We start from the raw sequence: 26973 nt of genomic DNA on the forward strand, positions 1-26973 counted from the left end.
TCGGGTGGCGGCGACGCCGCGGGCGTCACCCGCGGCCCACCAGTGGGCCCACCGCGGGGGGCGGTCAGGCGTCCAGCAGGCCCTTCTCGGCGAGGAAGTCGTGCGCGACCTCCTCGGACTTCTCCCGCTCCGCGTCCACCTTCTTGTTCAGCTCGGCCAGGTCCGCCGTGGTGAGGACCGGTGCCAGCGCGTTCAGGGCCGCGGTGATCTCCGGGGTGAGCGAGTCGGTGTTCACGATCGGCACCAGGTTGTCGGCGTTCTGAAGCTTCTTGTCGTCGGTCAGCACGACCAGGTTGTAGTCGCTGACGGTGGCGTCGGTGGTGAGCACCAGGCCGAGCTGCGCGGTGCCGTCCCGCACCGCCGCCTTGGTCTGGGCGGTCGCCACACCGGTCTCGACGATCTCGGAGACCTTGATCCCGTAGGTCTTCTCCAGGCCGGGCCGGCAGAACGGGCGGGTCGCGCACTCGGCGCCCGCGGCGAGCTTCACCGTCAGGCCACTGGCACCCAGATCGGACAGGGTAGTCAGCTGGTGCTCCGTGGCGAAGGACCTGCTCACCGCGAAGGCGTTCTGGTCGACCGCGTCGGCCGGCTCCAGCACGCTCAGGCCCGACCCCTGCGCGAGCCGGCGCAGCTCGGCCAGCGACGCGTCCAGGTCCGACGACGAGACCGAGGTGGCTCCGGAGCCGTTGACCTGGGAGTTCAGCAGGTCGGCGTAGGTCGCCACGTACTGCGGCATGGCGTCGATCTGCCCGCTCTCAAGGGAGGACTGGGCGATCTCGGTGCTCTGCACCGAGGTCCGCTCGACGTCGTAGCCGGCGTTGGTCAGCAGCTCCCCGTACATGTCGGCGAGGATCTTGCTCTCGGTGAAGCCGGCGTCGGCGACGGTGAGTGAGCCGAGGCTGGCGGCACCGGAGTCGTCGCCGCAGGCCGCGGCGGTCAGCGTGAGGGCGAGCACGGCCGCCACCGCGGCACCCACCCGGCGCAGACGGCCGGCCCGGTTCGCTGCCGCCACCGACGTTGGTTCGATCACGTCCGCCGACCCCATATCCCTCGTCCCGTCACCGTCGTACGCCCCGCGTCACCCTGCCGTGCGACCAGTTGCCCGTGCAACCCGGACCGGCCGTTGTCACCAGGCCGACCGCGATCCGGAGAACGCCGCCGTCAGGTTCCCACCGGGCTCCGCCCGGTGGGCCCGCCGCGGGGGGCCAGGAGCCGCTGCGCGCCCAGCAGGACGCCGTCCACGGCCAGCGCGAGCGCGGCGACCAGCACCGCGCCGCCGACGATCTGGGGATCGTCGTGCCGGGCCAGGCCGTCCACCACGAACCGGCCCAGGCCGCCGCCGCCGATCAGCGCGGCGATGGTCGCCGTTCCGACGACCTGCACCGCCGCCAGCCGCAGCCCGATTATGATCATCGGTGCGGCCAGCGGGAGCTCGACCCCGCGCAGGATCTGCCAGCCGGACATGCCCATCCCCCGGGCGGCCTCGCGCGCGTCACCGTCGATCTCCCGGACGCCCACATAGCTGTTCGTGACCAGCGGGGCGAGGGCGAAGAGGGTGAGCGCCGCGATCGTCGTCGTGTCGCCGATGCCGAATGGTCCGATCGCCAGCAGCACGAGCACGGCGAAGGTGGGCACCGCGCGTCCGACGTTCGAGATGTTGATCGCCAGGGTGCCGCCGCGGCCGGCGTGCCCCAGGGCTGTTCCGAGTGGCAGCGCGAGGGCGGCGGCGATCCCGACGGACGCGCCGCTGAGCACGAGGTGCTCGCCGAGCCGGGCGGGGATCCCCTCGTGGCCGGACCAGTTGCGGCCGTCCGCCAGCCACGACGCGGTCTCGATGAGCATGCTCATGTCGGGCTCACCCGCCGGGCGCGCCCGGCGGGCCGGGTGTCCGGCGGGCGCCGGGTGATCCGCGCGTGCCGTGCCGCCACGGGGTCAGCAGCCACTGCGCCGCCACGAAAAGGAGGTCCGCGGTGACGGCCAGGAGCACGCAGAGCACGGACGCGGTCAGCACCTCGGCCTTGAACGTGCTGCCCAGCCCGTCGTAGATGAGGTCGCCGAGCCCGCCGTGCCCGATCGTCGCCCCGACCGTCGTGAGGGCGATCGTCGACACCGTGGCGACCCGCAGCGCGGCCATGACGGACGGCAGCGCGAGCGGCAGTTCCACGGTGACCAGCAGCCGGGTCGGCCCGTACCCCATCCCGACCGCCGCCGCCCGCACCTCGGGCGGGACGGAGCCCAGCCCGGTGTGGAACCCGCGGAAGAGGATCACCAGGGTGTAGGCGATCAGCCCGATCAGCACGCTTGTCCGTGACAGGCCGGTGAACGGCAGCAGGATGGCGAAGAACGCCAGCGACGGCACCGTGTACAGCGCGCTGGTGGCGCCGCTGATCCAGGCGGCCAGCACCGGCCGGCGGCGGGCGGCCAGCACGAGCGGGACGGCGATCAGCGTGCCGTAGCCGACCGCGCTCACGGTGAGGCTGACATGCTCGCGCAACGCGGCCATGATCTCGTCCGAGCGGGAGGACACATAATCGCCACAGATCCAAGCGTTGCGTTCCAGGCAGCCGTCCGCGAGGAGTGCCACCACTGCACGGTAGCCGTCCACCGGTAGAAAACCCGGGGGAGCGGGATGAGGCGCGGCGGTGGCGCTGTTCGCCCCGGTGACACGGTGGGGGCCGGGGGGACGGGAGCGCGCGTGGAGACGACGACCCGACCGATGATCACCTTGGACGGGGTCGGCAAGCGCTACCCGGACGGCACGGTCGCCGTCGCGGACCTGTCCTTCGCGGTCGCCACCGGCGAGCTGATGTGCCTGGTCGGCCCGTCCGGCTGCGGCAAGACGACGATCATCCGGATGATCAATCGCCTGGTGGAGCCGACCTCCGGGCGGATCACCGTCGACGGCGCGGACGTCGCCCGGTCGGACCCGGTGCGACTGCGCCGCCGGATCGGCTACGTGATCCAGCAGGTCGGGCTGTTCCCGCACCAGACCGTCTTCGCCAATGTGGCGACGGTGCCCCGGTTGCTGGGCTGGAGCCGGGGCCGGACCCGGGAACGGGTCGGGATGCTGCTGGAGCTGGTCGGGCTCGACCCCGGCACGGTCTCGGCGCGGTACCCGCGGGAGCTGTCCGGCGGTCAGCAGCAGCGGGTCGGGGTGGCCCGGGCGCTCGCGGCCGACCCGCCCGTCCTGCTCATGGACGAGCCGTTCTCCGCGGTCGACCCGATCGCCCGCGACCGGTTGCAGGTCGAGTTCCTGCGCCTGCAGCGGGAGATCCGCAAGACGGTCGTGTTCGTCACCCATGACCTGGCCGAGGCGGTCCGCCTGGGTGACCGGGTCGCGGTACTCGGCCAGGGCGGCCGGCTGGCGCAGCTGGACACTCCGGCCCGGGTGCTCGGCGCCCCGGCCAGTTCGTTCGTCGCCGACTTCACCGGCGCCGACCGCATGCTGCTGCGCCTGTCCGTCACCCCGCTGCGCCGCGTTGACCTGGCGGATGTCGACGCGCCGGCTCGTGCCGGTGCCTGCGCGGGGGTGGAGGTCGGTGCCTCGTTGCGGGAGGCGCTCGCGGTGATGCTCGCCACGGGGGACGGCCGGGTCGAGGTGCGGGAACGCGGCACGCCGGTCGGCGTGCTCACCCTGGCCACTCTGCACGCCGCGCTGCGGCGCTCGCTGGCCACCGACGACCCGGGCGGCGGATGACCCACGCCCGCGCCGGCCGTCTCCGCCGGGGGTCGGGCCCGCCGCGCCCGCGGGCTAGGCGGCGGGGTGCAGCAGCGCGCCGAGCACCGAGGTGAACATCCGCAGGCCGTCCGTACCCGGTCCGGTGAGCTCCTCGACGGCGTGCTCCGGATGTGGCATCAGGCCGACGACCCGCCGGTTCTCACTGCACACACCGGCGATGTCGTCCACCGAGCCGTTCGGGTTGCCGCCCGCGTAGCGGACGACCACCCGGTCCTGCGCGACCAGCTGGGCCAGGGTCGCGGCGTCGGCGACATAGCGGCCCTCGCCGTGCTTGACCGGGACGACGATCTCCTCGCCGGGGGAGTAGGCACCGGTCCAGGCGGTGCCGGTGGTCTCGACCCGCAGCCGCTGGTCACGGCACACGAAGTGCAGCCCCGCGTTGCGGGTCAGCGCGCCCGGCAGCAGCCCCGCCTCGCACAGCACCTGGAACCCGTTGCAGATCCCCAGGACGGGCAGGCCCGCGGCGGCCGCCTCGACGACGGCGCCGACGACCGGTGAGAAGCGGGCGATCGCCCCGGCCCGCAGGTAGTCGCCGTAGGAGAAACCGCCGGGGAGGACGACCGCGTCCACCCCGGGCAGCTTGTCGTCGCCGTGCCAGAGCGGCACCGGCTCGGCGCCGGCGAGGCGCACGGCCGCCGCGGCGTCCCGGTCGTCCAACGACCCGGGGAAGGTCACCACACCGACCCGCGGGGCGCGTGCCGCGCCGCCGGCAGCTGCCTGCACCATCTGCCCACCACCGTCTCTCGACCCGCCGTCCCGCGACCGGCCGTCCCGCGACCCGCCTCCTCTCAACGTACCGGCAGGGTGTTCCCTCAGGCGCCGTCCGGTGCGGGGTCGCGGCGCTGGCCCGACCAGGGCCCACGGCTCGACCGCACCCGGCCGAGCTTGGCGCCGGGGGCGCTCTCGTCCCAGGTGAGCAGTTTCTCGAGATGGACCCGGGTGCCCGGGTGTGGTCCGTCTACGGTGTGGAACTGGACGTGGTCCATGAGCGCGCGCATCAGGAAGATGCCACGGCCCTGTTCCGGAACGGCGTCGGTGGGTACCTGTTCGAGCCACTGCTGGTCGGAATACGGCTGGTCGGGATTCGGCTGACCCTGCCCCGGCCGCTCGTGATTGGCGCGGGCTGCCCAGGGGTCGGAGCGTGAAACCACCCCGTTCGGATTCGCTCCGTCCTGATTCGTCTCGACCGGACTGATCTCGTTCGGGCCGGCGCCGTTGTGAAACGCGACGTCGACGTCCGCGCGGACCGGGATTCCGCCGTCGTCGAAGGCGGCGAGAGCGTCGAAGCCCCCACCGTGGTCTACGACCTCGATCGCCGCCACCTGGTTGTCCACGCCGACCGAAACCTCGTACTCGTCGTCCGCCATGGCATGGAGGAGCACGTTCGCGCACGCTTCGGTCAACGCCAGCTCAACGTCGTCGATGCATTCCTGTGAAACACCGAGAACCTTCAGCGCCTGTGTGCAAATACGACGGACGATCGGAATGGAGATCTCATCACGGGGTAGCGACAGGCTGAGTTTGATCTCCATGTCGCTCGGTGTACCCCGCCCACCGGACATCAATCGGAGGTATTCCGCCGGCGCGGCCCGACCGGGTGTTCGCGGGGTTGGTGGCCCGGGGCGTTCGGGGATCACCGGACCGCCTCGTCGATCATCCGACGGCCGCCGCGATCGCCCGGGCGAGCTCGGTACCGGACCGCCAGGCGGACTCGATCTTGGGCTCGCCCCAGCCGTCGCCCGCCAGCCCCACCCGCTCCGGGCCGAGGAAGTAGGTCCGCTCCCGCGGTTGCTCGGGGCGGGCGAACGTCCAGCGCTGGACGTATGTCCAGCGCGGTTCGGCGGGGATGTCGAGGAGCCGGCGGACCGCCGCGGTGAGGTCGCCGGCGGCCGCCGGCGGGTCGGTCAGTCGGCCCGCGGTGAACTCCGCGGTGGAGTGCGCCACCAGAACGGGCGCGTTGTCGCCGCGTCGGCGGCCGTCGTCGGCGATCCAGGCGATGGTCGGGTCGCCGTGGACGAAGGCGCCGTCCAGTGGGGGCCACCCTCGGGCCTCCCAGCCGGCGAGCAGGGCGAGCACCGGGGACCACCGCCGGCCGACAAGCTCCGCGCGCTCCGCGCCGAGATCCGGATCGAGATGGCGCAGGGCCTGCGGGTCGGGCATCGCCAGGACGACGGCGTCCACCGGCTCGTCGTCCACCACCGGCCCCGGACGCACCATGCGGATCGGGGACGACTGCGAGACCTGCAGGCCGCCGCGGGTGGCGAGGTCGACGACCAGCGAGCGGATGCCGTGCGGGGCGGCGTACCGCAGCGGGCCCGGCACCGGTTCGGACAGCGTCGCGGACGGGCCGTCGATCACCGGGAATCGGCGCGTCCAGGGGCGGACGAGGCCGCGGGTGAGCCAGTCGTCGACGACCTCGAGGAACTCGGGGCCGCGGGCCGTGAAGTACGACGCGCCGGCGTCGACGATCCGCCCGTCGAGCCAGCGCGAGGCCATCCGGCCGCCGATCACCCGGCCGCGGTCGCGCACCTCGACCTCGATGCCCCGTGCCGCCAGCTCGCGCGCGCAGGCGACACCGGTGATCCCGCCGCCTGCCACGATGACCTTCGCCACCCGTCAACCGCCCTGTGTGGTCCGCCTGTGTGCCTCATGTGGACGCTGGTCGTTCCGGTCCGGCGATCCTCGTTGGAGGACCCGTTCCTCCATCGTGCCCGCACCGGGTCGGCCCACGACCATCCGACCGCCTCACGCATGCTGATTGAAGGGAAAACTCCCAGGCGGGAGAGGGACAACTCGGAGAGGCGCGGGTTGAACCCCCCGACCCGCGGTGGGTGCTCAGCGCACCGGCGGCGCATGTCGAACGTGACACCGGCCGCGCATGCCCTAGCCTTACCGCACGAATCCCCGTCGGCGATGCCCGCCGCCAGTACCACCGGCGTACGCGGCACCACCGTGTACGCGGCACCACCGTGTACGCACCGACATCGTCATCGACCTGCCCCGCACGGCGCCCGGCGCCGCGGGCCCGACCCCGGAGGCTCGCGATCGCCCGCCGAACGACACCCAGCCGTCCCGGATCCGCCACCGCCAAGGCGGCCACCGCCAAGGCCACCGCCACCGCGCTCGCCGACGTGCCGGCGGTCGGCCCCCGCCAGCCCTGCCCGTGCGGCTCCGGCCGCCGGTACAAGGCCTGCCACGGCGAGCGCCGCCGGGCGGCACCGGTACTGCGCCCGTTCGCGGGCCGCGCGGACGAGCCGGACCTGGTCGCGCTGCGCGAGTTCGTCCCCAGCGCGACCGCGCCGCTGACGCTGTCGGCGGAGCACCTGGCCGCTCATCCCGACCACGCGAACCGGCGGATCATCCTGGGCACGCTGCTGCCGCAGGCCGCGCCCGCCGTGGTCCGCGACGACGGCGAGATCCTGCTGGCGATGCAGACCCTCGTCGGCGGTCTCGACGCCGCGGCGGACGTCGCCGGCTCGCTGATCGCCGCCCTGGAGGCGAAGCCCGGCACGGTGGTGGACGGCGGACCGGTGTCCGCGCCGCAGGCCGTGGAGCGGCTGCCCGGCGGCCTGGCGGACCTGCCCCGTCTCAGTGACCTGCTGGACCCGGCGCCGCTCGAGATCACCGTGCATCCCGGATTCGCCTGGTGGGTGCCCTCGTCGGAGGACGCCGAGCCGAGTCCCGAGGTCGTGGCGACCCTGGACCGGGCGAACGCGACGGTCGTGCCGACGTCCCGGTTGACCTCCGTCCCGGCCGCCTACTGGTGCAACCCCGGCGAACGGCTGCACCTGCGCTGGGTGCTGCCGCTCGACGCCGACCGCACGGAGGAGTCCGTCCTCGACGCCCTCGCCCGCCTCGCCGCCGCGGGCAACCTCACCGTCGGTGACGGCTCGCGGTTCGTCGGATCGTTCCGCGCCGACGGCCTGGTGGTCCCGGTGTGGGATCTCGCGCCGGGCGCCGACGCCGACTCCTGCGAGAAGCCCGCTGCCCAGCTGTGGGCGGCGCTGCGCGAGACCCTCGACGACCAGCGGGAACTGACCGCGCCGGAGCGGCGGGTCCGCGCCGGCGTGGTCGGGCGCACGCTCACCCTCCGATAGGACGGCCGTGCCACCGGAGCCACCATCGCCGGACTTCGACGTGGTCGTGCTGGGCGCCGGGCCGGCCGGCACGAGCGCGGCCCGCGCGGCCGCCGAGGCCGGCGCCCGGGTGTGCGTGCTCGAGCGGATGGCCGTGCCGCGGTACAAGACCTGCGGCGGCGGCCTGGTCGGCCTGTCCGTCGACCATGCCGGGATCGATCTGGCCCCGCTCGTCCGCTCCCGGGTCGACGCGCTCACGATGACCCTCGACGGCCGGCACCCGGTCACCCGGCGCCGCCAGGACGGCCGTCCGCTGCTGTCGATGGTGATGCGCTCGGAGCTGGACGCGGCGCTGCTCGACTCCGCGAAGGCGGCCGGCGCCGAGGTCCGGACCGGTGTGCACGTCACCGGGCTGCGGGAGGAGGGCCCCACCGGGGCCGGGCGGGGCGAGGTGGCCGTCCAGGTGCGGTCCGGGCCGGCGGTGCGGGCGCGGGTGGTGGTCGGCGCCGACGGCACCTCGGGCCGGGCCGGCACGTACGTCGGCGTCACCTGCGACCAGGTGGACGTCGGTCTCGAGGGCGAGTTCGAGGTGCCCGCCACGGTCGCCGGCGAGTGGTCCGGCCGAATGCTGCTCGACTGGGGCCCGGTGCCCGGATCGTACGGGTGGGTCTTCCCGAAGGGTGACGTGCTCACCGTCGGGGTCATCGGCGCCCGGGAGCAGGGGCCCGCGCTGCGCCGCTACTACGACGCGCTCGTCGAGCGGCTCGGCCTCACCGCCGCCCCCCGGCTGCACGACTCCGGCCACCTGACCCGGGTGCGCGCCGCCGGCTCGCCGCTGCGGCGCGGCCGGGTGCTCCTCGCCGGCGACGCGGCGGGCCTGCTAGACCCGTGGACACGGGAGGGGATCTCCTTCGCGCTGCGTTCCGGCCGGCTCGCGGGCATCAGCGCCGCCGCCGCCGCGGCCGGTGACCCGACGGCCCTCGACCGGTACCCGGCCCGGATCGAGAACGTGTTCGGGCCGGAGATCGCCGCGGGCAGGACGGTGCTGGCGGTGTTCACCCGCCGCCCGGCGCTCATGCACACGATGATGACCCGGGTCCCGGGCACGTTCGGGCTGTTCGGCCGGATCATCGAGGGCCGCTCCACGATCGCCCGTCAGCTGCGCCGGCCGGGAGTGGCCGCCGCCGTCGCCGCGCTGGGCCGCTGACGCCCGGGGTCAGCCGAAGCGTTCGGCCACCGCCCCGGCGATCTCCTCGTAGGCCCGGCGGGTCTCCCGGCGGAGCTCGTCGAGGACGATGTGCCCGCCGCTGGCGAGATGCGGGTCGAACGGCACCCGGACGACCTGGCGGGTCCGGGACGCGAAGTGGTCCTCGAGCGCGTCGACGTCCACCGTCTCGCCCTGCTGGGGGAACATCGAGATCACGGTCACGGCCTCGCTGACGTGGTCGTTGTAGCCGTGCGCGTCGAGCCAGTCCAGGGTGGCGCTGGCGCTCGCGCCGCCGTCCGCGCTCGCGTTGCTCACGATCACCAGCGTGTCGGCGAGCTCCAGCACCCCGTGCATCGCGCTGTGCAGCATGCCGGTGCCGCAGTCGGTCAGCAGGATCGAGTAGTGCCGCTGCAGCAGGTCGTCGACCGCCCGGTAGTCCTCGTCGGCGAAGGCGTCCGAGATCTCCGGGTCGCTGGCGGAGGCGAGCACCTCCAGCCGGGACGCCGACTGCGACAGGTACCGGCGGACGTCCACGTAACGGTGCAGCTGATCGGCGTCGGCGAGCAGGTCGCGGACGGTGTGCCGGGTCGTCCGCTCGACCCGGACGCCGAGCGTCCCCCGGTCCGGGTTCGCGTCGATCGCCACGACCCGGTCGCCGCGCAGGCCGGCCAGGGTGGACCCGAGCGAGACCGTCGTCGTGGTCTTGCCGACGCCGCCCTTGAGGGACAGCACCGCGATGCGGTGACAGTCGTCGAGGGGGGTGCGGATTCGAGCGAGCAGGCGCCGGTAGCGGGCCTCGTCCGGGGACGGACCGGGATTGAGCGCGCCGGCCGACACCTGGTAGACCAGCCGCCGCCAGCCGCGGGACGCGGTGTCCGGTGACGCCGGCAACAGGGCGGCGGGGGGCAGCCCGGTGCCGGACCGTGGGTCGCCGTGGCGCGGGTCGTCGTGGCGCGGGTCGCCGCGCGGGTCGTACTCGTCGGGCGACCAGCCCGGCTCCCGCGGCCAGGACCTGTCGAGGATGTCGTCCTCGTCGAGCGCTCGGTCGTCGAGCGCCCGGCCACCGGGAACCGGGTCGTGGCGCGGCGCGGCGCGGCGCATGTCGGCACCGTGGAGCTCGGTGTCGGGACGCCCGGCTCCGGGCGGCTCGGTCCCGTACGCCGGGCCGCTGTGGAACCCGTGGCCCCAGCCGCGGCCGGCCGGTTCCGGGGAGTCGTCGCGGTACAGCCCGGGACCGGTGCCCGCCGAGCCGGGCGGCGGCGCCGCTGAGGCCGAGGACGCAGGTGGGGCCGACGGGCCGGGTGGGGCCGACGGGCCGGGTGGGAACGACTGTGGGCGCGCCGGCGGCGGCGCGGGTGACTCCGCCGGATCACGCAACCAGGACGCGACCCGGCCGGAGGTGTGCGGCCCGGTCCGCGGTATCGGCGACGCCCCGGTGGCACCCGGCGGCGGGGGCGGAGCCGGGTAGAGCGTGGACGGCCGGTACTCCCCGGTCGTCTCGACCGGGATGGGGCCGGGCCGGGAACCGGGGCCGGGCGCCGGCGGGAACCGGTCGTGGATCGGGTCGAACGTCCGGGTGGTCACGCCGTCGATCACGTGCCCGGGCCGGGGCGGCTGCTCCGCCGGGGGCGGCGGTGGAGTCGGGTCGCGGAAGGTCGGGCGGATCGACGGCCAGGTGTCCATCCCCGACGCCGGTGGCCCGGGGGGCGACCCGAATCGTGGCAGCAGGCCCGCGGGAGGCGGGAGCGGCATGGCCTCGGTCGCCGGCCCGAGCGGCATGGCCTCGGTGGGTGGGGGCGAGTGCCGCACCGCCTCCGCCGGCGGGGGCGGTGGCCGGATTGCCTCGGTGGGCGGGGGCACGGGCGGCCTGGGGGCCGCCGCCGGGCGGTCGCCGCGGGCCTGCTGCCATGATTCGGGTCGCTCCCGGCCGTACGCCGGCGCGGGAGCGGCGCCAGGCCGCCAGGGATCGACGGGTGCCGCCGCGGGCGGCGGCGGGTCGCCGGCCCAGATCCGCCGCCCGGGATCGACGGTGGGTGGCGGGCCCGGTGTCTGGTGTTGGCGCTGTGCCCACGGCGGCGGACCGTCGAAGCCGTCCGGGCCGCCGACCTCGATGGCGTCGTCCGGACCGCCGACGGACCACCCCAGTGGCCGGACGTCACGCGGGCGAGGATCATGCCGGTGGGCGTCGTGTCGATGAGCGTCCTGCGGGCCGGTCACCTCGACGACGGACATGCCGTCCCGAGGCGACGGGCGGTCCCCGCCACCGATGTCGTCGGTCCTGTTCATGATCGAGTGCTCATGATCCCGCCTGAGATGAACGGCCGCCGTGCGGCGAAATCACACGGTCGACCCTGCCCCGGCACACTGTCCAGCCCGGCTCCTCCGTTCGGGCCGTCAACGACGAGAGTCCGTCCAGGATGACACGAGTCGGATGGTTGTGACGGCACGGCCTGTCACGGTCGCGCTCGGGAGCCGGCGGCGCGTCGGCAGCCGCTGAGGGCCGCGCCGCTAGGAGCGGCGGGCGACCCGGGCGGCGAACAGGCCCGCGCCGAACCCGTTGTCGATGTTGCACACCGCGATGCCCGGCGCGCAGGAGGTGAGCATCCCCAGCAGGGCCGCCAGCCCGCCGAAGCTCGCGCCGTACCCGACACTGGTCGGCACGGCCACCAGGGGCACGCCGACCAGCCCGCCGATCACGCTCGGCAGGGCGCCCTCCATCCCGGCGACGACGACCAGGCAGTCGGCGCCGGCCAGGACCGGCCGCGCGGCCAGGACGCGGTGCAGCCCGGCGACACCGACGTCGCGGACCATCTCCACGCCCGCGCCGGCGGCCTCGGCCGTCATGGCGGCCTCCTCGGCGACGGGCGCGTCCGAGGTGCCGGCCGCGACGACCACGACCCGGCCGCGGGGCTCCGGCAGCGGGCCGACGATCACCGTCGCCGGCCGTTCGTCCCCTTTGGTCGAGGCCGCTTCGGTGGAGGCCGCTTCGGCCGAGGCCGCGGAGCTGACCCGCGCGTCGGGCCAGCGGGCGCGCAGCGCGGCCACGGTGGCCGCCCCGGCCCGGGTGACCAGCGTGGGCGTCCTGACTCCCGAGGTCCGGCGGAGCGTCTCGACGATGCCGACCGTCTCGGCCGGGGTCTTGCCCGCGCCGTAGACCACTTCAGGATCACCGGTCCGGATCGCGCGATGGGTGTCCACCCGCGCGTAGCCGAGATCGGCGAAACCCGAGCCGTCGCCACCGAGCGGCCCCGCGATCAGCGCCGCGGCGGCGTCCTCGGGATCGACCTGGCCGCTCGACACGGCCGTCAGCAGCGTCCGCAGGCGTTCGGAGTCCATGGGCCGATGCTGCCAGGGCCGGGGCTGCCAGGACCGATGCCGCCAGGGCCGCGGCGGCCGGAGGTCCGCCGTGGGTGGTGGTCGGTCGCCGGCGACCGTGCCGTGCCGTCGCCTCCGCGGGCCTTCACCGGCGCTGGCACCGGCCCGACGTCAGCGGTAGGGGGTCCAGACCGTCCGGTCGGAGCCCGAGCGGAGGCTGCCCAGCCTGACCGCGAACTGGGCCGCGGCCGTCGGGCTGCTGGCCAGGATCGGGACGACGCTCGTCACCAGCTTCAGCTCGCGCACGGAGCGCAGCACCCCGAACCCGTCCCAGGCGGTGACGTCGAATCCGTAGGCGCGGGCGAGCTCGAGCTGCGGCGTGGGCGGTCGGCCGAAGCGCAACGCGCCCACCGCCACCGGGATGAGATCCCACTCGGCCGGCCCCCGGCAGGTCGCGTCGAAGTCGCAGATCACCACCTCGCCCGTGGTCGACCGGATGAGGTTGCCCAGGTGCGCGTCCCCGTGGACGACGGTGCGCGGCAACGCGTACCGCACCGTCGCGAGCGCCTCGCCCACCTGGAGCGTGCGGTCCTCCAGGAACCGCCGGTCGTCGTCGCCGAGCCCCTCGGCGTCGGAGAGCCGCCGCCGGACGTCGTCGAGGGGGTCCCACACCGGCAGCGGCGGTTCGGGCGGTGGCAGGGCGTGCAGCAGGCGCAGGACGGCGGCCAGATCCCGGGCGCCACCGGTGCCGGTGGGAGTGGTCGTGGGCGTGCCGGTGGGCGGAGCCGCGTCGACCCAGACGGTGGCGACGTGCTCGTCCACGGTGACCGGCGCGGGCAGGCCCGGGAGGAGCCGGACCGCGGGCATCCCGTGCCCGGCGAGCCAGCGCGCGACCCGCACGACCTTCCCCACCCGGTGGTTCATCGCGGCGGAGCCGGCGATGCGCACGACCGCCGCCTCGCGGGGCAGTCGGTACACCGCGTTCACGGTCAGTTTGATCGGTTCGGCGTCACGGTCGTCCAGGCCGACGCTCGCACAGACGCGCGCGAGCGCGTGCCGGGACCGCTGCGCGCTGAAGCGGCCGGCGACGCCTGGTTCGGGACCCACGGATCGACCTACGCGCGCGGGCCGGCCACACCCGGCACCGGTACTAGAGATCCAGTGCCGGAGCCGGGACGGCGCCGGGATCTGGGCGCTGGCCCGAGGCCGAGCGCTGCCATTCCCGCACGAGCGCGGCCAGCTGCCTGACCTGGCGCACCTCGCCGTGCGCGGCGGTGGCGGAGAGCAGCTGGTCGGCGCGGCTGGAGACCGAGGCGACCGTGCGCCCCCAGGAGATGCCGATCGCGTCGGTCGCGAGTTCGCAGACGCCGTCGAGCTCCAGCCGGCCCTGGCGGGCCATCGCCAGGGCGAGGTCGAACCGGATCACCGACCGGAAGCCGGGGGCGTCCATCGCGTCCAGCTTCGGCAGCGCCAGCTCGGCGTGCTCCTGGGCGGCCCGGGGCCGGCCGAGCAGGCAGAGCGCGGTCGTCGCGTTGTAGGAGACCTCGACCGGGTGGAACGTGTCGAAGCTGGGCCCGGGCCGGCCCCAGCGGTCCGCCGGGATGGCGTCGGCCAGGTCGTAGGCGCGGTCGAGGCTGCCGGCCGCGCCGCGGATGTCGCCCATCGCCGCCAGCGCGCGGGCCTCCTGGCACACGAGCCGGGCCCGGACGGGGCCGGAGCCCACGTGCCGCAGGCCGTCCCGGGCGAGGCGCAGGGCCTCGGCGGGGCGCCCGACGTAGAACTCGTTGACGGCACCGACCTCACGCGCGGAGCCGCACAGCGGACCGTCGCCGGCCTCGATGCCGGCCGCGTAGCCGTCGGCGGTGAGCTGGCGGGCCGAGGCGACGTCGCCCTGCTTGAACGCCGCGTCGGCGCCGAGTACCGCGACCCGGCCGGCGAGCACGAGCAGCCGGCGGGAGTCCTCCGTCGCCATGGAGCGCCGGCCGAGCCGCTCCAGGCCGCGCCGGAGTCGGGCCGTGCGCGCGCGCACGTGGGCGGGGGGAACCACCTCGTGGGTGTTCACCAGTTCACCCAGTGCCTCGTTCGCGCGCTCGAGGGCGAGCTGTACCGGGCTGGCCGCGAGCACGTCCGCCACCTCCATGATCTGGCTCTGGGCGAGCAGCGCGCCCACGACGGCGGCCCCCGCGCACCGGTGGAACTGCCTGCGGTCGGCGGTGGCTTCCGCCGCGCGCTCGGGGAGCCCGGCGCGCTCGGGAAACCCGGGGCTCCCGGGACTTCCCGGGAGCTCGGGAAGCCCTGTGGGCTCCCGGAGCCCGGTGGGCCCGGCTGTGTCCTCCGGCGCCGGCCGGTGCGGGGGCTCCGCGGGGTAGTCCTCGGGACGGTCGTCCGGGGGAGTGCGGGCCGGGGGGATGAAGATCTCGTCGAATGCCGGCGCTGCCAGCGGCGGGGGTCCGTCCGACTGCGGCATGCCCTGATCCCTCCTGTGCGTCACGATGGGCGTTCGTGACCTTCCGCTGTCAAGCTAGTGACAGCAAACCGACCGCGGCGGGGCATCGATGCAAGGGCACCGGACGGACCACGGTGATCGTGTTCGTCGTCCTGGATGCGGGGCCGCGTTCACCCGGGGCCGGCAGGCCGGCGGGCTGGTGCTCGTCACGTGCGAACGCCGATGCTCGTGCGGATGACCGTCCACCGACTGCATCGTGCGGATGCCATCGTCGGACGGCGGGTGCGGTTGTCGGGTGCACATGCCGATGCTACGGCGCTTGCGTGTCAGAAAGTGACGGCCTTGTGTCACGGACATGTGGCTTGGTGGGTTTGTGCGAGGAATGTCCAAAACATGGGAGTTTGTGGGGTGAGTTGGGTCGGGCCGCCGAGGAGGCTTCCGGCGAAGGATCTACTCTGGTGATCGGCCGCCACATGATGTTCTTTCCCATGTGGGGCATATGTAACGTTTTATCTTCGTCTGTGATCGGTCTGTCGGCCGGTCGATGGTCCGGGTCGGGCGGGGGCGCGCTGAGTGCCCCGGCCGCGAGCGCGGGTCCAGGAGTGACGAAGCTCCCGTTTCCTGAGTGTGGGTGGGAAGCATGGCGATCGGTGGTCCCCGGACGGGTCCGCGTACCGCGCCGGCGGCCGGCGGCACGGCTTCGGCGCTGCCACCTGGAGTCGTGCCGCCGCCGCGCACCGTGAGGCCGGAGCGTGCCGGCCGGCCGGCCGGGCCGTCCGCGTCGGCGGCGGTCCCGTTCGGGGGAGCCGGCTCGGTAGCCTCATCCTCGTGGTCGAAGTGTCCGCGAGGTGGCCCCGAGGTGTGCCGGCGTGCCCGTCCGGTGTCCGCGGCCACCCGGCAACAAGTACCCGTCGCGCGGCGGGCGCGCCGGGTTGGCTGCGTGTCCGGAGGCCCCGTGACCGCTGATCCGGCGAGTGTCGCGGGTGGCGACGCGCTGGCCGCGCCCAAAAGCGTGCTGCCTCCGGAGGATGTCGGACTGGCCCGCGAGCTCGAGGAGGTCGCGCACCGCGCCTGGCCGCCGCTGCGCGAGCGCGTCCTCGGCGGGTGGGTGCTGCGGGAGTCGGCGGGCTCCTCCCGGCGGGGTAACTCGGTGTGGGCCCGTGGCGACGTCCCCGACCTGCCCGCGGCGCTGCGCGCCGTCGACTCCTTCTACACGGGCGCCGGCCTGCCACCGACGTTCCAGGTCACCCCGGTGGTCCGGCCCGCCGGTCTGCTCGACGCGCTGGACGCCGCGGGCTACGACGACGCCGGTCCGACCGACGTCTGCGTCGCGCCGCTGCCCGCCCTGGGCCTGCCCCGGTCGGGCGCCGCGGAGCACCGCCCCGGGCCGGCCGGCCGGCCGGGCGCCGGTCGTCGCGTCGAGTCCACCGCCGCCGACCTGCCCGACGAGCGCTGGCTCGCGGTGGCGGGGGACGTCCTCGACACCTTCGCCGGCCAGCGCGTCGGCACGCTCGCGGTGCTGCGTTCGATGAAACTGCCCCAGCGCTACGTGACGGTCCTCCTCGACGGCCGCCCGGTCGGCGTCGGGCGCGGTGTCCTGGACGGCCACTGGCTCGGGATCTACAGCATGGCCACGCTCCCGGCCGCCCGGGGGGCGGGAGTCGCGGGCCGCACGCTCGCCGAACTCGCGCACTGGGCCGGGGCCCGGGGCGCCGAGCGCGCCTACCTCCAGGTCGAGCGGCACAGCCTGGTGGCGCGCGGGCTCTACGCCCGGCGCGGGTTCCGTCCTGTCTACGGTTACAGCTACCGGCGCTTGCCGGCGCCGTCCGGCCATCCGGGCAGCGCCGTGGCACCCCGCGTGACCACGGAGAACATGGCGGAGAACGTGACCTCGGCGTGGCCCGCGGCCGGCCCGGCCAGCCAGCCTGACCGGACCGGCCGGACCGGCGGCGGGGCGGCCGGCCGATGACCGGAGCACAGGACGACCTGTTCGCCCCGGGCGCCCCGACCCGGGTGATGGGCGTCGTCAACGTCACCCCGGACTCGTTCTCCGACGGCGGGGCCTACCCGGATCCGCACGACGCCGTCCGGGCCGCGCAGCTCATGATCGAGCAGGGTGCGGACGTCATCGACGTCGGCGGCGAGTCGACCCGTCCCGGAGCGCCGCGCGTGGTCGCCAGCGAGGAACTGCGCCGGGTGCTGCCGGTGGTGGCCCAGCTCGCCTCCGCCCGCGTCCCGGTGAGCGTGGACACGAGCCGCGCCTCGGTCGCCTCCGCGGCCGTGGACGCCGGCGCCCTGCTGGTCAACGACGTCTCCTGCGGCCGGAACGCGGAGCTGCTGCGCGTCGTCGCCGACCGCGGCGTCCACTACGTGCTGATGCACTCCCGCGGGTCCAGCACGGACATGGCCGCCCACGCGGTCTACAACGATGTGGTGACCGATGTGGTGGGTGAGCTCGCCGCCCGGCTGGACGTCGTCCTGGCCGCCGGCGTGGCGGAGGACAAGGTGATCATCGATCCGGGTATCGGGTTCGCGAAGACGCCGGCGCACAACTGGGCGCTGCTGGCGAACCTCGGCGCCGTCGCGTCCCTCGGCCGGCCGCTGCTCGTCGGCACCTCGCGCAAGTCGTTCCTCGGCGCGGTGGTGAGCGGTCCGGGCGAGCCGCCCCGTCCGCCGGACGAGCGGGACGACGCCACCCAGGCCACGACCGCCCTGCTGGCGGACGCCGGGGTCTGGGCGGTGCGGGTGCACGCGGTCGGCCCCGCCGTGGACGCCGTCCGTGTGGTGCGGGCCTGGCGGCAGGCGGCCCGCGCCTACGGGGCCGGCCAGCCGCCCGCGGCCGTGGCCGGCGGTGCCCCCACGGCCGGATCATCCCGATGACCGGCCCGGCGAGCCGCCCGGCGGATGGCCGGACAAGCGGTGTCCCGACCGGCGGCGCGGTGCCCTGGCCGGGAGGCGCCGCCGCGCCCGCGGCGGACGCCGGGCGGCTCGACCGGATCACCCTGACCGGTCTGCGCGTGCACGGCCGGCACGGGGTGCTGCCCGCGGAACGGGAGCTCGGGCAGTTCTTCGTCGTCGACGCCACGCTCTGGCTGGACACCGGCCCGGCGGCGGCCACCGACGACCTCACCCGCACCGTGCACTACGGCGAGCTGGCGCAGGCGCTCGCCGACATCGTCGCCGGCGAGCCCGTCGACCTGATCGAGACCCTGGCGCACCGGCTGGTCCGGGCCTGCCTGGCGGCCGACCCGCGGGTGGCCGCCGCCGAGGTGACGGTGCACAAGCCCGCCGCCCCGATCACCGTCGCGTTCACCGACGTCGCCGTGACCGTGGCCCGCTCCCGGGACGCCGCCGCGGACGCCGGGCCGTCGTCCGCCCCGGGCACCGAGGGTGCCGTGGACGCCGTCAGCGCGGCGGCGGGTGCCGTGGGCGTTGGTCACGCGGTGGTCGCCATCGGGTCCAACATCGGCGACCGGCTCGCCCACCTGCGGGGCGCCGTGCGCGACCTGGACGCCGCGCTGGGTGTGCTCGCCGTCTCCGCCGTGTACGAGACCGAACCCGTCGGCGGTCCCGAGCAGGACGACTACCTCAACGCGGTCGTCCTGGTCCGCGCCGCGCCGCCGCGCGACCTGCTCGCCGCGGCCCGGGCCGCCGAGCGGACCGCCGCGCGCGAGCGCACCGTCCGGTGGGGCCCCCGCACGCTGGACGTCGACATCGTCGCCTGCGGCGGCACCCGCAGCGACGATCCCGAGATCCTGCTCCCGCACCCGCGGGCGCACGAGCGCCTGTTCGTCTGCGTCCCCTGGCTGGACGTCGAACCGGATGCCACGCTGCCCGGCCACGGCCGGGTGGCGGACCTGGTCGCGAGCCTCTCGGCGGCGCCGGGGGCCGCCGCGCTGCGGCGTACCCCGCACGGGCTGGGTCGGTGAGACCGACCCACATCCGTGATCTCCTCGCGATCGCGGTGGCGGTCGGGGCGGTCGTCTACGCGCTGTTGTGGTGGAGCTACCAGTCGTTGCCGCAGCTGCCGGCGACGGCTTCCGTCTCGGTGCTGCTGGTCGGGCTGATCGAGCTGCAGACCGCGTCGCTGACCCGCCGTCGCCTCGCCGGCCGGCCGGGTACCCGCCCGATCCTGCCGCTGACGGTCGCCCGCCTCGCCGCGCTCGCCAAGGCGACGTCGGTGGTCGCCGCGGTGCTGTCCGGCGGGTGGACCGCCCTGCTCGCCTACACCGCCCCGCGGACCGACGAGTTCGGCACGGCCGGCGGGGACGCGCTGGCCGCCGGCCTCGGCCTGGGCGCGACGGCGGTCCTGCTGGCCGGCGGGCTCGTCCTCGAGCGCGTCTGCCGGATCCGCGACCGCTGACCGGGCGCGGCGGCGGTTCGCTGTTGACCGGACCCTTTTCCCGTTGCTTGATCGGTCGGGCTACTCTGGGATGTGGTTGCTCGGATCTACCTCGAACAACGGTGTGCGTAACTCGACGCGCCCAGGGTGGCGGCGCAGCCCCTCCTGAGTGTCCTGGCGGTGGATGTCGCCGTCATCGTCGGTCCCGTCGTCGTGACCGCGTTGTCGGTCTCGGGTGGCGGGCGCGGCCCGGCCGAGGTTGAGCGGATCGACCAGGTCGGGGGGCGTCTGACGGGAAGGTGCGGGCGTGGTCGCTCAAGGCCGGGGTTCTCCCGCCGAACCCGGTGAAGGCCGGGCCGGTGCAGGTGGCGGCGCCGACCCCGCCCCCTTCGACGATGATCCCCGGCCTGGGGTGGGCCGCTCCGGTGGGGCCGTCGGTGGTCCCCGGCAGCCGGTCGGGGTGGGTCGCCCACGGCAGGCCGGCTCCCGCCTGGTGACCTTCGGGAACCTGCGCACCGGCGGCCCGCGTTCCGACCCGGGTCCGCCACCCCCGCCCGTCCCGCCGGGCCGGGCCGCTCCGCCGCGTCAGGCGGTCCCGCCGGGCCGGGCCGCTCCGCCGCGTCAGACCGCCCAGGGTCCGCCCCGCCTCCCCGCCGGGTTCGACCCCGCGGACATGGTGACCGCGCCGGCCACGGACGGCCCGGTCCGGCTGTCTCCCGCCGCCCCGCGCCCCGCCCGGCCGCAGCCTCCCGGGCCGCGGCGGGACCGGACGCCACCCCCCTACCCGCCCGGAGGGGACGACGACGAGCTCACGACGCGGCCTTCGGCAGGCCGGCCACCGGGCCCCGCGAGGCCGTCCGGGCCGGTGCCCGTGAGGCCGTCCGGGCCGGTGCCCGGGCGGCCGGTCTGGGCGGGGCCCCCGAGAACGGCTGGCCCGGTGCCCGCGAGGCCGCCCGGCCCGGGGCCCGCGAGAGCCGCCGCGCTGGCGCCGCCGAGGGTGGCCGGGCTGGAGGCCGTGAGCACCACGGGCTACCAGGAACGGGTCGCCGACCAGCCCCGCGAGGAGTACCCGGGGTACGCCGCCGAGGGCTACCGCAGGCCGGGTGAGCTGCACGAGCCGCCCCGCAGGTTCGGCCATGATCCCGACGAGGCGCCCGCGCCCGCCCCGCGGCGTCGCCGGAACCCCGTGCTGACACTGGTCAAGATCGTCCTGGTCGGCGCGGTGATCGTTGTCGGCGTCTCGGTGGGCCGGGTGCTGGCGCTGCCCGGTGATCAGGGCAGCCTGTCCCGGATGGCGGACTGGGCCCGTGACAACCACCTCTCGGTCGTCGTGGACCAGGTCGACCGCCTGCGGTGACCGATCCGCGAACGGTTCCCCTCGACCCCGTTGGCGGGGCGGCTGAGCTGCGGGAACCCGGCGCCGCGCCCGGCTCTGGGCCGGCGGCCTCCGAGCGGGTCCGCGCGTACACCCCGTCCGGAGGGGCGGCTACCGTCATCAGGATGTCCCCGTCGACAGGCCGGGTCCCGGGCCCGCCCGGAACGCTCGCCCACTGGCTGCGCGCGTTGCCGGACGACACCCTGGTCCGGCTGTTCAGACTCCGGCCCGATCTCGCCACCCCACCCCCGCCGGACTTCGACATCCTCGCGGCGCGCCTGGAGATCCGCGGCAGCGTCAGCCGGGCGCTGGAGCGGCTGGACACCTTCACCCTGGAGATCGTCCAGGCGTTGACGCTGCTGCCGAACCCGGTCTCCGTGGCCGAGCTGACCGCCTTCTGCGGCGGGCTCGACCTGGGCGCCGCGCTTGAGAGCCTGCGGGAGCGGCTGGTCGTCTGGGGCCCGGACGAGGCGTTGTGCCTGGTCGGTGTCGCCTTCGATCTGCTCGGTGAGCGTCCGCTCGGGCTGGGGCGGCCGGTGCGGGACTGCCTGGCCGGCTACCGGCAGGCGCAGCTCGCCCGGGTGGCGGCGGCCGTCGGGCTGCCCGACGCGGTGTCCGACGGTCTGTCCGCCAGCTCGGGCGGCCTCGGTGACTCGGACGACTCCGACCTGTCCCTCGACCCGGCCCTCGACTCGGCCCGCGACCCGGCCCTCGACCATGACCTAGACTCCGATCTCGATCTCGATCTCGGCGCCGGCCGGCACCTCGGTGCCGGCAGCCATCCCGTCCGGCGCGAGAACATGATCGAGATGGTGTCGGCCGCCTTCGCGGACCCCCGCCGGATCACCGCCCTGCTCGACGGGTGCTCGGCGCGGGCGCGGCGGCTGGCCGAACGGCTCGCGGCCGGCCCGGCGCTGGGTGCGACCAGCGACGCCGACCGTCTGCTGAGTGTGTCCTCCGCCCGCAGCCCCGTGGAGGAGCTGCTGGCCCGCGGGCTGCTCATCGGCATCGAGCCGGGCACCGTCGAGCTGCCCAGGGAGGTCGGCCTGGTGCTGCGCGGCGCCGACCGGGCCGGGCCGCTGCATCCCGAGCCGCCCGAGGTCACCGGCCGCGAGGTGGCGGCGGACGCCGTCGACCCGGCCGCCGCGCTGGCCGCCGACGCGCTGGTCCGCGCCGTCACCACGCTGCTCACGGCCTGGGGGAGCACCCCGGTCACCCCGCTGCGCACCGGCGGGCTCAGCGTGCGCGACCTCAAGAACAGCGCCCGGCTGATGGACGTCCCCGAGACCGAGGCGGCCGTCGTCATCGACGCGGCGGCCGCGGCCGGGCTGGTCGACCTGACGCCCGGCACCGACGTCCAGTTCGTGCCGACCAACGCCTACGACCGCTGGTGCACCGAGACGGTGGCCATGCGCTGGGCCGTCCTCGCCGAGGGATGGCTGCGCTCGCCGTCCGCGGCCTGGCTGGTCGGCGGGCGCGACGAACGTGGCCGGCAGATCGCCGCGCTGTCGCTGGACGCCCGCCGCCCCGGCGCCCCGGACCTGCGCGGCGAGGTGCTGCGCGCCGTCGCCACCGCGCCGGAGGGCGTCGCGCCGACCCCCGAGTCGGTCCGGGCCCGGCTGGCCTGGCGCTCCCCGCGCCGGACGGGCCCGCTGCTGGACGGGATGATCGGCGGCACGCTCACCGAGGCCGAGGTGGTCGGGTTCACCGGCCGTGGCGCGCCCACCACCCTCGGGCGGCTCGTCGCACGCCGCCTCGCCGCCGCCGAGGCCGACGACCCGGGGCGCGGCTCCGGGCGGTCCCCGGCGGCCGACGAGGGGCTGTGTCACCTGCTCGCCGACGCGATGGCCCCGCTGCTGCCCGAACCCGTCGAGGAACTGCTCATCCAGACCGACCTGACGGCCGTCGCCCCCGGCCCGCTGGTGCCGCGGGTCGCCGCCGAACTGTCCCGGATGGCGGACGTCGAGTCCGCGGGCGCGGCCACCGTGTACCGCTTCACCGAGAACTCGCTGCGGCGCGCGATGGACGCCGGCAGCTCCGCCGACGACCTGCACGACCTGCTGGGCCGCCTCGCCCGTGGCGGCGTCCCGCAGTCGCTGACCTACCTGATCGACGACACGGCCCGCCGGCACGGGCGGCTGCGGTCCGGCCCGGCCGCCTCCTACCTGCGCTGCGACGACACCGCGCTGCTCACCGAGGTCGTCGCGTCCCGGCGCACCCAGGCCCTCGCGATGCGCCGGGTGGCCCCGACAATCGTCATCTCCTCCCTTCCGGTGTCCGAGCTGCTGGAGGGGCTGCGCGCGGCTGGTTTCGCCCCGGTCGCGGAGGCCCCGGACGGCCGCATCGTGCTGGCCCGCCCGGAGGTGCACCGCACGCCCGCCCGCACCCACCCACCCGCCGCGGAGTCCGTCGCCACCCGGGCGAACCAGCTGCGTGACGTCGTCCGCCTGGTGCGCCGGGGTGACGACAGCACCCGCGCCGCGCGGGCGGCACAGGACGCCGCCGGGGCGCGGCTCGGGCTCGTGCGCTCCGCCCCGGTGATCCTGGTGATGCTGCAGGGCGCCGTCCGCGACGGCCGGCGCGTCCTGCTCGGCTACGTCAACCAGCAGGGGACGCCCAGCGACCGGGTCGTGCGCCCGACGCTGCTGGAGGGCGGCTGGCTCACCGCGTGGGACGAGCTCAGCGAGGCGCCCCGCCGCTTCGCCCTGCACCGGGTGACCGGGGTGGCCGACATCGACGACCCGTTCGGCGGCCCGCCGGTCCCCGACTCCGGTGACTGGGTCGTCCCGCCGGCGGCCGACGACCTGCCCGGCCCGCGCTGACCGGTCGGGTCGTACCCGTACGCTGGTGGCGGGCCCGTGGCGACCGCGCGGCGGGTCGGCGGGGGTACCTGCCACCGCCGGTCGCAACGACGGGCGCGGTGGCGCGGAGCACGCGGAAGGCGGTGGCGGCTTGCCGGATGGTCCCCTGATCGTCCAGTCGGACAAGACCCTCCTGCTGGAGGTCGATCACCCGCTCGCCCCGGAGGCACGGGCGTCCATCGCGCCGTTCGCCGAGCTGGAGCGTTCGCCCGAGCACGTGCACACCTACCGGGTGACGCCGCTCGCGCTGTGGAACGCCCGCGCGGCCGGGCACGACGCCGAGCAGGTCGTCGACGCCCTCGTCCGCTACTCGCGCTACGCCGTCCCGAACGCGCTGCTCGTCGACGTCGCCGACACGATGGACCGGTACGGGCGTCTGCGGCTGGAGAACGACCCCGTGCACGGCCTGGTGATGCGCGCGCTGGACCGGGTCGTCCTCACCGAGGTGACCAGGTCCAAGCGGGTCGCCCCGATGCTCGGCGCCCGGGTCGACGACGACACCGTGGTCGTGCACCCGTCCGAGCGCGGGCGGCTCAAGCAGGCGCTGCTCAAGGTCGGCTGGCCGGCGGAGGATCTCGCCGGCTACGTCGACGGTGAGAAACACGAGATCGTGCTGCGCGAGGAGGGGTGGTCCCTGCGGGACTACCAGAAGGGCGCGGTGGCCGGCTTCTGGGAGGGCGGCTCCGGTGTCGTGGTCCTGCCCAGCGGCGCGGGCAAGACGGTCGTCGGTGCCGCGGCGATGGCCCGCGCCGGCGCGACCACGCTGATCCTGGTCACCAACACCGTCGCCGGCCGGCAGTGGCGCACCGAGCTGCTGCGGCGCACCACGCTGACCGAGGACGAGATCGGCGAGTACTCCGGTGAGCGCAAGGAGATCCGCCCGGTCACCATCGCCACCTACCAGGTGATGACGGCCCGCCGCAAGGGCGAGTACCTGCACCTGGAGCTGTTCGGCGCGCGGGACTGGGGCCTGATCGTCTACGACGAGGTCCATCTGCTGCCTGCCCCGGTGTTCCGGATGACCGCGGACATCCAGTCCCGCCGCCGGCTCGGGCTGACCGCCACGCTCATCCGCGAGGACGGCCGGGAGGGCGACGTGTTCTCCCTGATCGGGCCGAAGCGCTACGACGCCCCGTGGCGCGAGATCGAGGCCCAGGGCTGGATCGCGCCGGCGGAGTGCACGGAGGTCCGGGTCACGCTCACCGACGACGAGCGGATGACCTACGCCGTCGCCGAGCCGGAGGAGCGGTACAAGGTCTGCTCCACCGCGCACAGCAAGAGCCTGGTCGTGCGCCGGCTCGTCGAGCGCCACTCCGACGACCGGGTGCTGGTCATCGGCGCCTACCTCGACCAGCTCGACGACCTCGGGCGGCTGCTCGACGCCCCGGTCATCCAGGGGTCCACGCGCAACAAGGAACGCGAGCGGCTCTTCGAGGCCTTCCGCACCGGCGAGATCACGACGCTGGTGGTCTCGAAGGTCGCCAACGTCTCCATCGACCTGCCGGAGGCCGGGGTGGCCATCCAGGTCAGCGGCACCTTCGGGTCCCGCCAGGAGGAGGCCCAGCGCCTCGGCCGGGTGTTGCGGCCCAAGGCGGACGGCCGCTCCGCGCACTTCTACACCGTGGTCTCCCGGGACACCCTCGACCAGGAGTACGCGGCGCACCGCCAGCGGTTCCTGGCCGAACAGGGCTACGCCTACACGATCGTCGACGCCGACGACGTGGCCTGACCGGCGGCGCCCGCCCGGGCTCAGTCGTCGGGCGGGTCGATGAGCTCGGCCGGGGTCACCGTCACCGGGAACGGCCGCAGGACGCTGAGCTCCTCGTCGCCGCACACGATGCCGGCCGGCACGTAGTCGCGGCCGACCAGCTCGAACGCCTCGATCGTCGCCGAGTCCGGGTCGACCAGCCAGCACACGGGAACCCCGTGCTCCCGGTAGACGTCGAGCTTCAGCGTGCGGTCGTAGCGGCGGGTGCTGGCGTCGGCGACCTCGACCACGCCGAACGGCGTCTCGCTGATCCGCCGCCGGTCGGGATCGCCGACGGCGACCACGGCCACGTCGGGCACGAGCAGGCACCGGGGTGACAGCTCGACCTGGACGCCGGTGAACACCTGCGCGCCCGAGGTCGCCGCCTGGGTGAGCAGCGCCCGCAACCGATCGGTGACCCGGGCCCGCAGCGGAGTCGGCCAGGGGCGGGTGACGCACAGCCCGTCGAGCACCTCGACGCGCGCGTCCTCGAGGGCCGTCGCGTCGAGATCCGCGACGGACACCGGCGGGGCCGGCAGGGTGAGGGTCGGGCGGTGGGATCGCAGTGGGGTGGGAGCCTGTACCACGGTGTTCATCGTGCCCGTTGCTCCGTCCGCTGTCGAAGGTTGGGGCGTCGACCCGCCGATGACGCACGTCGGCGCGCCGGGGCGGAGCCGTCCAACTGTCGTCCGGTTGTCGTCCGCCGGTGCTCTCCGCTGATTCTCCGTGGACGGACTTGCGGCCCCGCGGCGAGGTTGGGACGTCCACGGATCGTCCGGATCGTCCGGGCCGGGTGGTTCGGGCCCCGGGCACCCGCTGGTGCCTGCCCGCACTGGCTCCTTCGGTGTGGGAGAAGTGGTCCGATAACGGGGTCTAAGTCCAGAAAAGTCGATTTCTTACCCGTGATCTGCGTCCTGGAGAAGCGTAGACCCCTTGTTGATCTAATTACTCCCTGGTAACTTCACGTTCAGTCGATCAGGGCCGGTTCGTCCGGCCCAGGACCGACCCGGGGCGACTCTTTGCGGTATCCCAGCTCCGGCCGCCTGGGAGCGGCTGGGGGGAGATTCCGTGGGGGACGCCTCGCACCGCGGGAACTGACCGCGCCGGCTCCGTCCCCAATCGGCGCACCCCGCGGGCGGTCACCCGCCGTCGTGGCACCTCCCACCCGGCGGCTGGGTGACCGACTACAACTTCCCGGTACCGGTCGATCTCCCGGTACCGGTCGATCTCCCCGGGCCGTCCCGGGGGCACCCCCGGAAACGCCGAAGGGCGGCCCCGGCCGCAGCCGGGACCGCCCCTCTGCGCTCGTCGAAGAGCGCGGGGGAGAGGACTCAGAAGTCCATCTCGCCGCCGCCGCCCGGCATGGCCGGGGCCTTGTCCTTCTCCGGCTTGTCCGCGATGACGGCCTCGGTGGTGAGGAAGAGGCCGGCGATCGACGCGGCGTTCTGCAGCGCCGAGCGGGTGACCTTCGCCGGGTCGATGATCCCGGTGGCGACCATGTCGACGTACTCGCCGGTCGCCGCGTTCAGGCCGTGCCCGGTCGGGAGGTTGCGCACCTTCTCGACCACGACGCCGCCCTCGAGACCGCTGTTGAAGGCGATCTGCTTGATCGGCGCCTCCAGGGCGAGCCGGACGATGTTCGCGCCGGTGGCCTCGTCGCCGGAGAGGTCGAGCTTCTCGAAGGCGCTGGTGGAGGCCTGCAGGAGCGCGACGCCGCCGCCGGCGACGATGCCCTCCTCGACCGCGGCCTTCGCGTTCGAGACGGCGTCCTCGATGCGGTGCTTCTTCTCCTTGAGCTCGACCTCGGTGGCCGCGCCGACCTTGATGACCGCGACGCCGCCGGCGAGCTTGGCCAGCCGCTCCTG

Annotated in this window: 22 protein-coding genes; 10 read left to right on the plus strand and 12 right to left on the minus strand. The window is 75.1% G+C overall.

From position 1 onward, the window contains the following. Nucleotides 1–64: 64 nt before the first annotated feature. From B056_RS0113555 to B056_RS0113565, 3 genes are all read right to left on the minus strand, one after another. Entirely contained in the window at nt 65–1045 is a 981-nt protein-coding gene (locus B056_RS0113555; protein WP_018502411.1) for an ABC transporter substrate-binding protein, read from the minus strand. A 116-nt stretch (nt 1046–1161) separates the two neighbouring features. Next, nucleotides 1162–1848 carry an ABC transporter permease gene (locus tag B056_RS0113560; RefSeq protein ID WP_020572482.1) on the minus strand — a complete coding sequence of 229 codons (687 nt, stop codon included), beginning with the start codon at nt 1846–1848 and terminating at the stop codon, nt 1162–1164. Nucleotides 1849–1855: 7 nt separating this feature from the next. After that, entirely contained in the window at nt 1856–2584 is a 729-nt protein-coding gene (locus B056_RS0113565) for an ABC transporter permease (protein WP_026239670.1), read from the minus strand. A gap of 132 nt (nt 2585–2716) precedes the next feature. On the opposite strand from B056_RS0113565, the gene B056_RS45755 reads away from it, so the two are divergent. After that, nucleotides 2717–3697, plus strand: coding sequence for an ABC transporter ATP-binding protein (locus B056_RS45755; RefSeq protein ID WP_018502414.1), 981 nt, complete (start codon nt 2717–2719; stop codon nt 3695–3697). A gap of 54 nt (nt 3698–3751) precedes the next feature. Here B056_RS45755 and purQ read toward each other — a convergent pair whose 3' ends face one another. The 3 genes from purQ to B056_RS0113585 all read right to left on the minus strand — a co-directional run bounded on the left by purQ (nt 3752) and on the right by B056_RS0113585 (nt 6352). Beyond that, nucleotides 3752–4465 carry a phosphoribosylformylglycinamidine synthase subunit PurQ gene (gene purQ / locus B056_RS0113575; RefSeq protein ID WP_018502415.1) on the minus strand — a complete coding sequence of 238 codons (714 nt, stop codon included), beginning with the start codon at nt 4463–4465 and terminating at the stop codon, nt 3752–3754. 86 nt (nt 4466–4551) lie between these two features. Then, nucleotides 4552–5271, minus strand: coding sequence for an ATP-binding protein (locus B056_RS0113580; RefSeq protein WP_018502416.1), 720 nt, complete (start codon nt 5269–5271; stop codon nt 4552–4554). A gap of 121 nt (nt 5272–5392) precedes the next feature. Next, the gene (locus B056_RS0113585; protein ID WP_018502417.1) at nt 5393–6352 is read right to left on the minus strand and encodes an NAD(P)/FAD-dependent oxidoreductase; all 960 of its coding nucleotides are present in this window, start codon (nt 6350–6352) and stop codon (nt 5393–5395) included. Nucleotides 6353–6708: 356 nt separating this feature from the next. Between B056_RS0113585 and B056_RS0113590 the strand changes: the two genes are divergently transcribed. Next, nucleotides 6709–7836 carry a DUF5926 family protein gene (locus B056_RS0113590; protein ID WP_018502418.1) on the plus strand — a complete coding sequence of 376 codons (1128 nt, stop codon included), beginning with the start codon at nt 6709–6711 and terminating at the stop codon, nt 7834–7836. A 7-nt stretch (nt 7837–7843) separates the two neighbouring features. Then, nucleotides 7844–9022, plus strand: coding sequence for a geranylgeranyl reductase family protein (locus B056_RS0113595; RefSeq protein ID WP_018502419.1), 1179 nt, complete (start codon nt 7844–7846; stop codon nt 9020–9022). A 9-nt stretch (nt 9023–9031) separates the two neighbouring features. Here the strand turns inward: B056_RS0113595 and B056_RS0113600 are convergent, their stop codons facing one another. The 4 genes from B056_RS0113600 to B056_RS0113615 all read right to left on the minus strand — a co-directional run bounded on the left by B056_RS0113600 (nt 9032) and on the right by B056_RS0113615 (nt 14804). Next, nucleotides 9032–11308 (minus strand): MinD/ParA family ATP-binding protein, encoded by a 2277-nt coding sequence (locus B056_RS0113600; RefSeq protein WP_018502420.1) that lies wholly within the window; start codon nt 11306–11308, stop codon nt 9032–9034. 222 nt (nt 11309–11530) lie between these two features. Beyond that, entirely contained in the window at nt 11531–12358 is an 828-nt protein-coding gene (gene larB, locus B056_RS0113605; protein ID WP_018502421.1) for a nickel pincer cofactor biosynthesis protein LarB, read from the minus strand. A gap of 150 nt (nt 12359–12508) precedes the next feature. Next, nucleotides 12509–13444 (minus strand): aminoglycoside phosphotransferase family protein, encoded by a 936-nt coding sequence (locus B056_RS0113610; RefSeq protein ID WP_018502422.1) that lies wholly within the window; start codon nt 13442–13444, stop codon nt 12509–12511. Between the two features lie 43 nt (nt 13445–13487). Then, the gene (locus B056_RS0113615) at nt 13488–14804 is read right to left on the minus strand and encodes a hypothetical protein (protein WP_018502423.1); all 1317 of its coding nucleotides are present in this window, start codon (nt 14802–14804) and stop codon (nt 13488–13490) included. Between the two features lie 934 nt (nt 14805–15738). Between B056_RS0113615 and B056_RS36370 the strand changes: the two genes are divergently transcribed. The 7 genes from B056_RS36370 (at nt 15739) to B056_RS0113660 (ending at nt 25090) form a co-directional block, all read left to right on the plus strand. After that, entirely contained in the window at nt 15739–16752 is a 1014-nt protein-coding gene (locus B056_RS36370; protein WP_018502424.1) for a GNAT family N-acetyltransferase, read from the plus strand. Further along, nucleotides 16749–17663 (plus strand): dihydropteroate synthase, encoded by a 915-nt coding sequence (gene folP / locus B056_RS0113625; RefSeq protein WP_018502425.1) that lies wholly within the window; start codon nt 16749–16751, stop codon nt 17661–17663. Before B056_RS36370 ends, folP begins: the two co-directional genes overlap by 4 nt. Continuing rightward, nucleotides 17660–18712: a 2-amino-4-hydroxy-6-hydroxymethyldihydropteridine diphosphokinase gene (gene folK / locus B056_RS36375; protein WP_018502426.1), complete on the plus strand. Its 1053-nt coding sequence runs from the start codon at nt 17660–17662 to the stop codon at nt 18710–18712. Before folP ends, folK begins: the two co-directional genes overlap by 4 nt. Next, nucleotides 18709–19146 (plus strand): DUF3180 domain-containing protein, encoded by a 438-nt coding sequence (locus B056_RS0113635; RefSeq protein WP_018502427.1) that lies wholly within the window; start codon nt 18709–18711, stop codon nt 19144–19146. Before folK ends, B056_RS0113635 begins: the two co-directional genes overlap by 4 nt. Before the next feature lie 994 nt (nt 19147–20140). Beyond that, a complete protein-coding gene (locus B056_RS42700; protein WP_230202984.1) occupies nt 20141–20482 on the plus strand; it encodes a hypothetical protein in 342 nt (113 codons plus the stop codon). Nucleotides 20483–20625: 143 nt separating this feature from the next. Continuing rightward, nucleotides 20626–23322: a helicase-associated domain-containing protein gene (locus B056_RS0113655; protein ID WP_035751442.1), complete on the plus strand. Its 2697-nt coding sequence runs from the start codon at nt 20626–20628 to the stop codon at nt 23320–23322. Between the two features lie 130 nt (nt 23323–23452). Next, nucleotides 23453–25090 carry a DNA repair helicase XPB gene (locus tag B056_RS0113660; RefSeq protein ID WP_026239671.1) on the plus strand — a complete coding sequence of 546 codons (1638 nt, stop codon included), beginning with the start codon at nt 23453–23455 and terminating at the stop codon, nt 25088–25090. A 20-nt stretch (nt 25091–25110) separates the two neighbouring features. Here the strand turns inward: B056_RS0113660 and B056_RS0113665 are convergent, their stop codons facing one another. Together B056_RS0113665 and B056_RS0113670 are read right to left on the minus strand one after the other, a co-directional pair. Then, entirely contained in the window at nt 25111–25704 is a 594-nt protein-coding gene (locus B056_RS0113665) for a Uma2 family endonuclease (RefSeq protein WP_018502433.1), read from the minus strand. 735 nt (nt 25705–26439) lie between these two features. Further along, nucleotides 26440–26973, minus strand: a 534-nt coding sequence (locus B056_RS0113670; protein ID WP_026239672.1) for a TCP-1/cpn60 chaperonin family protein, incomplete at its 5' end; no start/stop codon positions are given.

The organism is Parafrankia discariae, from assembly GCF_000373365.1.
In the GTDB taxonomy this organism is placed as follows: Bacteria; Actinomycetota; Actinomycetes; order Frankiales; family Frankiaceae; genus Parafrankia; species Parafrankia discariae.